This window comes from Methanospirillum sp., assembly GCF_028679455.1.
Lineage (GTDB): Archaea > Halobacteriota > Methanomicrobia > Methanomicrobiales > Methanospirillaceae > Methanospirillum.
In genome coordinates this window covers 1-4440 of the sequence record NZ_JAJRBM010000343.1, presented here as the reverse complement: position 1 = coordinate 4440, position 4440 = coordinate 1, and the positions used below count along the sequence as shown (strand labels likewise).

The 4440-nt window shown below is 44.6% G+C and carries 4 protein-coding genes; 2 read left to right on the top strand and 2 right to left on the bottom strand.

The genetic code is table 11. The annotated features are described in order from the left end of the window. On the bottom strand, positions 1–1105 hold a 1105-nt coding region (locus LUQ50_RS11765; protein ID WP_300040028.1), incomplete at its 3' end, for a hypothetical protein. A 511-nt stretch (positions 1106–1616) separates the two neighbouring features. On the opposite strand from LUQ50_RS11765, the gene LUQ50_RS11760 reads away from it, so the two are divergent. After that, positions 1617–2201 carry a redoxin family protein gene (locus tag LUQ50_RS11760; protein WP_300040027.1) on the top strand — a complete coding sequence of 195 codons (585 nt, stop codon included), beginning with the start codon at positions 1617–1619 and terminating at the stop codon, positions 2199–2201. Positions 2202–2733: 532 nt separating this feature from the next. On the opposite strand, the gene LUQ50_RS11755 is transcribed toward LUQ50_RS11760, so the two are convergent. Further along, complete coding sequence (locus tag LUQ50_RS11755) at positions 2734–3042, bottom strand: two-CW domain-containing protein (RefSeq protein WP_300040026.1); 309 nt, start codon at positions 3040–3042, stop codon at positions 2734–2736. A 172-nt stretch (positions 3043–3214) separates the two neighbouring features. Here LUQ50_RS11755 and LUQ50_RS11750 point away from each other — a divergent pair. Next, positions 3215–4440: SpoIIE family protein phosphatase (locus tag LUQ50_RS11750; RefSeq protein ID WP_300040025.1), on the top strand; the 1226-nt coding region annotated here is incomplete at its 3' end.

The following is a 4440-nucleotide window of genomic DNA, read 5'->3' as shown; positions in this document are numbered from 1 at the left end:
TATCTGGAATGACAATGTTATCCCGGTAGAACCGCATCTTCTTCTCAAGTTCCCGGTATATACCAAGCAAACCGTAGATCGGACCAAACTCAGGGAGTGCAATCCCGGTTTCATACCCAAGACCTGCATCCACCGCAGTGATGTAAGATTCAGCAATATCCATCACTCCCATGGTATCCTCGATCTCCTTTCCAATGACATTTTCTCCGGCTTCATCAACCAGTCTTCCCTGCCATCCAGGAATCTCTTTTGAGAAACTATCCTTGAATGCTGCAATGTCCCTCATCATGTTATCCTTCAGAGAGTAGGTGATCCCCTGATCCCTGCCAAGTACACCAGATTCATTTATAACCAGGGCTTTATACAGGACTTCATCAGGATATTTTCCAAACTGGTTGGAAAGATAATATCGCAGTGTCCAGATCAGTTCACCATAATCACGGGTTGTCACAGGGGTACTGGTCGGAGTGGGTTGTATTGCGTCAGGTCCTGTAGTGTCCTCATCAAGACGACTCCAGGTCAGTTTAGCCAGTCGTAACGACTCATCACGGGAAAATGCCTCCAGACTTATTCCGGTATAGGTATCGAGTTTATACTCTGCGTTAACGTCAACATTGCCATATACTCCGGGTCTTTTCCACAGAAATGCCTGGCTATGTATAAAAAAGCCGTTTCTCTCATCGGAGGTCCAGAATAGCCCGCCGGGGATATCAGGTATCGGTTCAACGGGCCCGTGTTCTGTCCAGATTTTTTCCTGACTCTGGCGATAGGCTTCAGGAGATGACATAAAGTCATATAATGATGCGATATCTTCAGTATTCCAATTCAGACAGACTGATACTACCGCTACCCGGTCATCAGGGTCCTTTGCCGAGTATCCATGATAATATACACATGAAGAGCCCTGTCTTGAGTCGATATCACAATCCCGTGAATGTTCTTCCCATATCAGTCCGTTGTACAGATCTCCAACTCCGGGAAGGGCATTACAGATCTCATGTTCTGCGCAGGCTGTCTCTGCTGATAATCCAATAACCATTAGACTGATAACAGCGATTATGACTTCAGAAACCAAAATGCTTGGATTATTCTTGTGCAGATCCATGATCACCACATCCCGAAAAGAACTGTACTAGATGATAATGGTTTCTGATGATCGTATTATCCGGAACAGATAGCACGGTATCGATCAGGTGAACCTTGTGGCAATGAGAGACTCTAGCGTTTTTTTACTATCAACCCAAATTGCAAACCTAAAAACTGTAGTGAAGTTTCACATCGACCAGGTTTGATAGGCTGGTAAATTGCAGACTCTCAAATATGGGCGTATACGATTCGTATAAGACATTACAGAGATGGCTGAGGACCATCTGTCTATCCTGAATCCGGTTACCCGGAAACCCATCTACTCAGGTCGTCGTGCGGGAGAAAGGGTAAAGGATTCTCCTCAGGTTGGGATGTCTTGACCTCTGAAATCCGAAATAAATCGATTAAATTATGATTTAAACAAAAATATAGAGAATAATTAGTATTAAGTCAGGAGAACAGGTGAGGATTAACTGAATTCCAGGTATCCATTCAACAAAGTATTATCCTGAAGATTACGAACTCTGTATATGCAACGAGTAGATACTCGGATTCTGGTCATGGCACTGTGCCTCATAACAGTCCTGCTTTCAGCAGGCTGTACCACATCTGAAACCAGGGACAAGACCATTACTACATCCAATACATCATCATCTTCTCCTACAACAGATTCTGGCAATGAGTCATCCTGGATGACTTTTCCAATCACCGATGCCATAACCGGAAAACAGACATCCATACTTGATCTCGCCAACCAGGGAAAACCAGTAATTATCCATACCTTCGCTGTCTGGTGTCCTGCCTGTTCAATGCAACTACGGGAAACGGCGAAATTGCTCAACGAAAACCCGGATGCATTCACCGTGCTTGGAATCGATATAGATCCGCGAGAAAATACGGCAATGGTTAAGAATCACGTCGAGAAGAACAAGTTTATAGGGGTATATGTTGCCGCTCCCACTGACATGACCAGGAGCTTAATTCAGACCGCAGGAACAAAGATCGTCCAGTCACTCCCCCAGACCATGATCATCTGCAATAAAAAAGTTACTTATGTCGGTGACGGCGTATTCCCGGAAGCAAAGCTGAAAACTATTCTGACAGAACTCTGTTGATAGGAACAATTCGTAATTTTTTTGCCTAATTCTGCAACCGTGCCTTGATATCAGTTCATCAGCGAAACCATTCGACCATATCACATCAACTTTTTCCATGATATCCCAAGTTGAAACGCAAATATTCAGACATATCTACACCAGAGTCAATTCTTCTTCTCTCATGATTTCTGTGCGAATGTATCAAATTTCGAGAATCGGGGTCTCGTGAACCTTATGACATCATCCAGAATATACCAACATAGAGTTTATCACCCGGTTTTTCGTTCCGTTAAGGGCAAAAATTCGGAGAAAATCCCTTACCACTGGCTCCAGCAACACGAAGGGCGTTATGTTTCAGACACTCCACTCAGTCCTACTTCACGAGTCCGGTCTGACGATTGTCTTATGGAACATTGCCGGATAATGTCACTAAAACCAACCTTTCGGATACGTGGTGATATCGAGCAATTACCAGAAATAGAATTCAAAAGGATCTCATTCAATGAACTCAGAGAATTTGACACATACAAAAAAGTGAGATCGTTCCGATTTAACTGGTGTTCCGGATAAGCGAAAGAATGTGCCCCGCAGTCTTAAAATCAGGACGTTCCTCTCTTTGAACTTCCTTGTAAAACTCACATGTCAGACAGTTTCCCAGCTTTTGTGCATGGGTACCCTGAACTTTGCCACCACAGAATGTTCCAGTAATTGCCCAACATGCACGACCACCATGTAACTCGCTATTTACTCCATTCGTGCGGGATTCAGTAGCTGCAGGACAAACACCAAGTTCTTCTGTCTTCTCACCGCCCGGCTGGCGGCCACATTTCTTATATTCCCAACAATTCAGTTTATTCATTGATTCTCCAAGATTCTATGCTGACGCTACTGACTATTCTCTTCAGTGACCCATATACTTTGAACCGAAAATAGATAAACATTCACAATTGTGAATGTAGGTCAGTCAAGAGTAATCCGGATTTCGATCACGAATCCTAACATATTTACTCTATCTTCTCCCATACTCGAACATGGAGGCAGGAATCCTGACGATCGGAATCACGTTATTTCAGATGGTCTCGGTCATCATGGTAATCGCCTATCTCTTCAGTAGAAGCAGATATTTTCAGGAAGTGCTTGAACATCGCTCATCTGTCAGAACCCAGATCCTCCTCATCCTCCTCTTTGGGGTACTATCAATATACGGGATGTCCAGCGGCCTGACCTATTATGGAGCTGTAGTAAACATCCGCGATCTGGGTCCCATCATCGGAGGACTTTCATGCGGCCCGGTTGTGGGGATCGGAGCCGGAATTATCGGCGCTGTGTATCGACTCTCAATCGGGGGTGCCAACGTATATGGTGCAGCATTAGGTCCTCTGATCTCTGGAGTCTGCAGCGGTATCGTCTATTACATCAATAAACGGGAGATAGTTACCACTCAACAGGCTATCATCATCACCATCCTTATCGAAGCAGGAGTTTCTGCAGTTACCCTTCTTATCAGGATTGCAGGAGGGTCAACCTCAACAGTCCTCACCATCATCATGAATGTTGCAGTTCCGATGATCGTAATGACCGCAATTGCAGCAGGAATCTTCTCATATATCATCCAGAACCTGATTAAGGAAAAACGGACTCAGAAAGAGAAAGAGCAACTCGAACTGGAGATGGCCAGAAAAGAGACGGAACTGAGCATTGCAGCAGATATTCAAAAGAGTTTTCTCCCTGACACCCTGCCATCATTTGCAAAATTCGAGATGGCTGGAAAAAGCATCCCAGCCAAAGAAGTTGGTGGAGATTTTTTTGATTTTATGCCACTCGAACTGATCCCATTCTCAAAAAGCCAGATGGGGATCATGATCGCAGATGTATCAGGGAAAGGCGTTCCTGCAGCATTATTTATGGCACTCTCCAGAATCGTGATCCGGATCAGTGCGCTCTGGTTTAAAAACTGCAATGACGCTATTGCTTTTGCAAACCCTATGATAACTCATGATTCAAAAACAGGTATGTTTGTAACCCTGTTCCTAGGCATCCTCGATAATAATGCCATGAGCATGACCTATGTCAATGCCGGTCACAACCCCCCCCTGATCTTCAGAGCAGAAACCAAAGAAATTGACGAGTTACGGCCAACCGGGATTGCAATCGGTATCCTTGATGACATTCCCTACGACCAGAAATCAGTGCAGTTGCATACCGGCGATGTCATTCTCCTGTATACTGATGGTGTCACCGAAGCCGTTAATCCGGC

Coding starts and splice junctions, on each gene's coding strand:
- LUQ50_RS11760 (WP_300040027.1), top strand. CDS start 1,617: ATGCAACGAGTAGATACTCGGATTCTGGTCATGGCACTGTGCCTCATA.
- LUQ50_RS11755 (WP_300040026.1), bottom strand. CDS start 3,042: ATGAATAAACTGAATTGTTGGGAATATAAGAAATGTGGCCGCCAGCCG.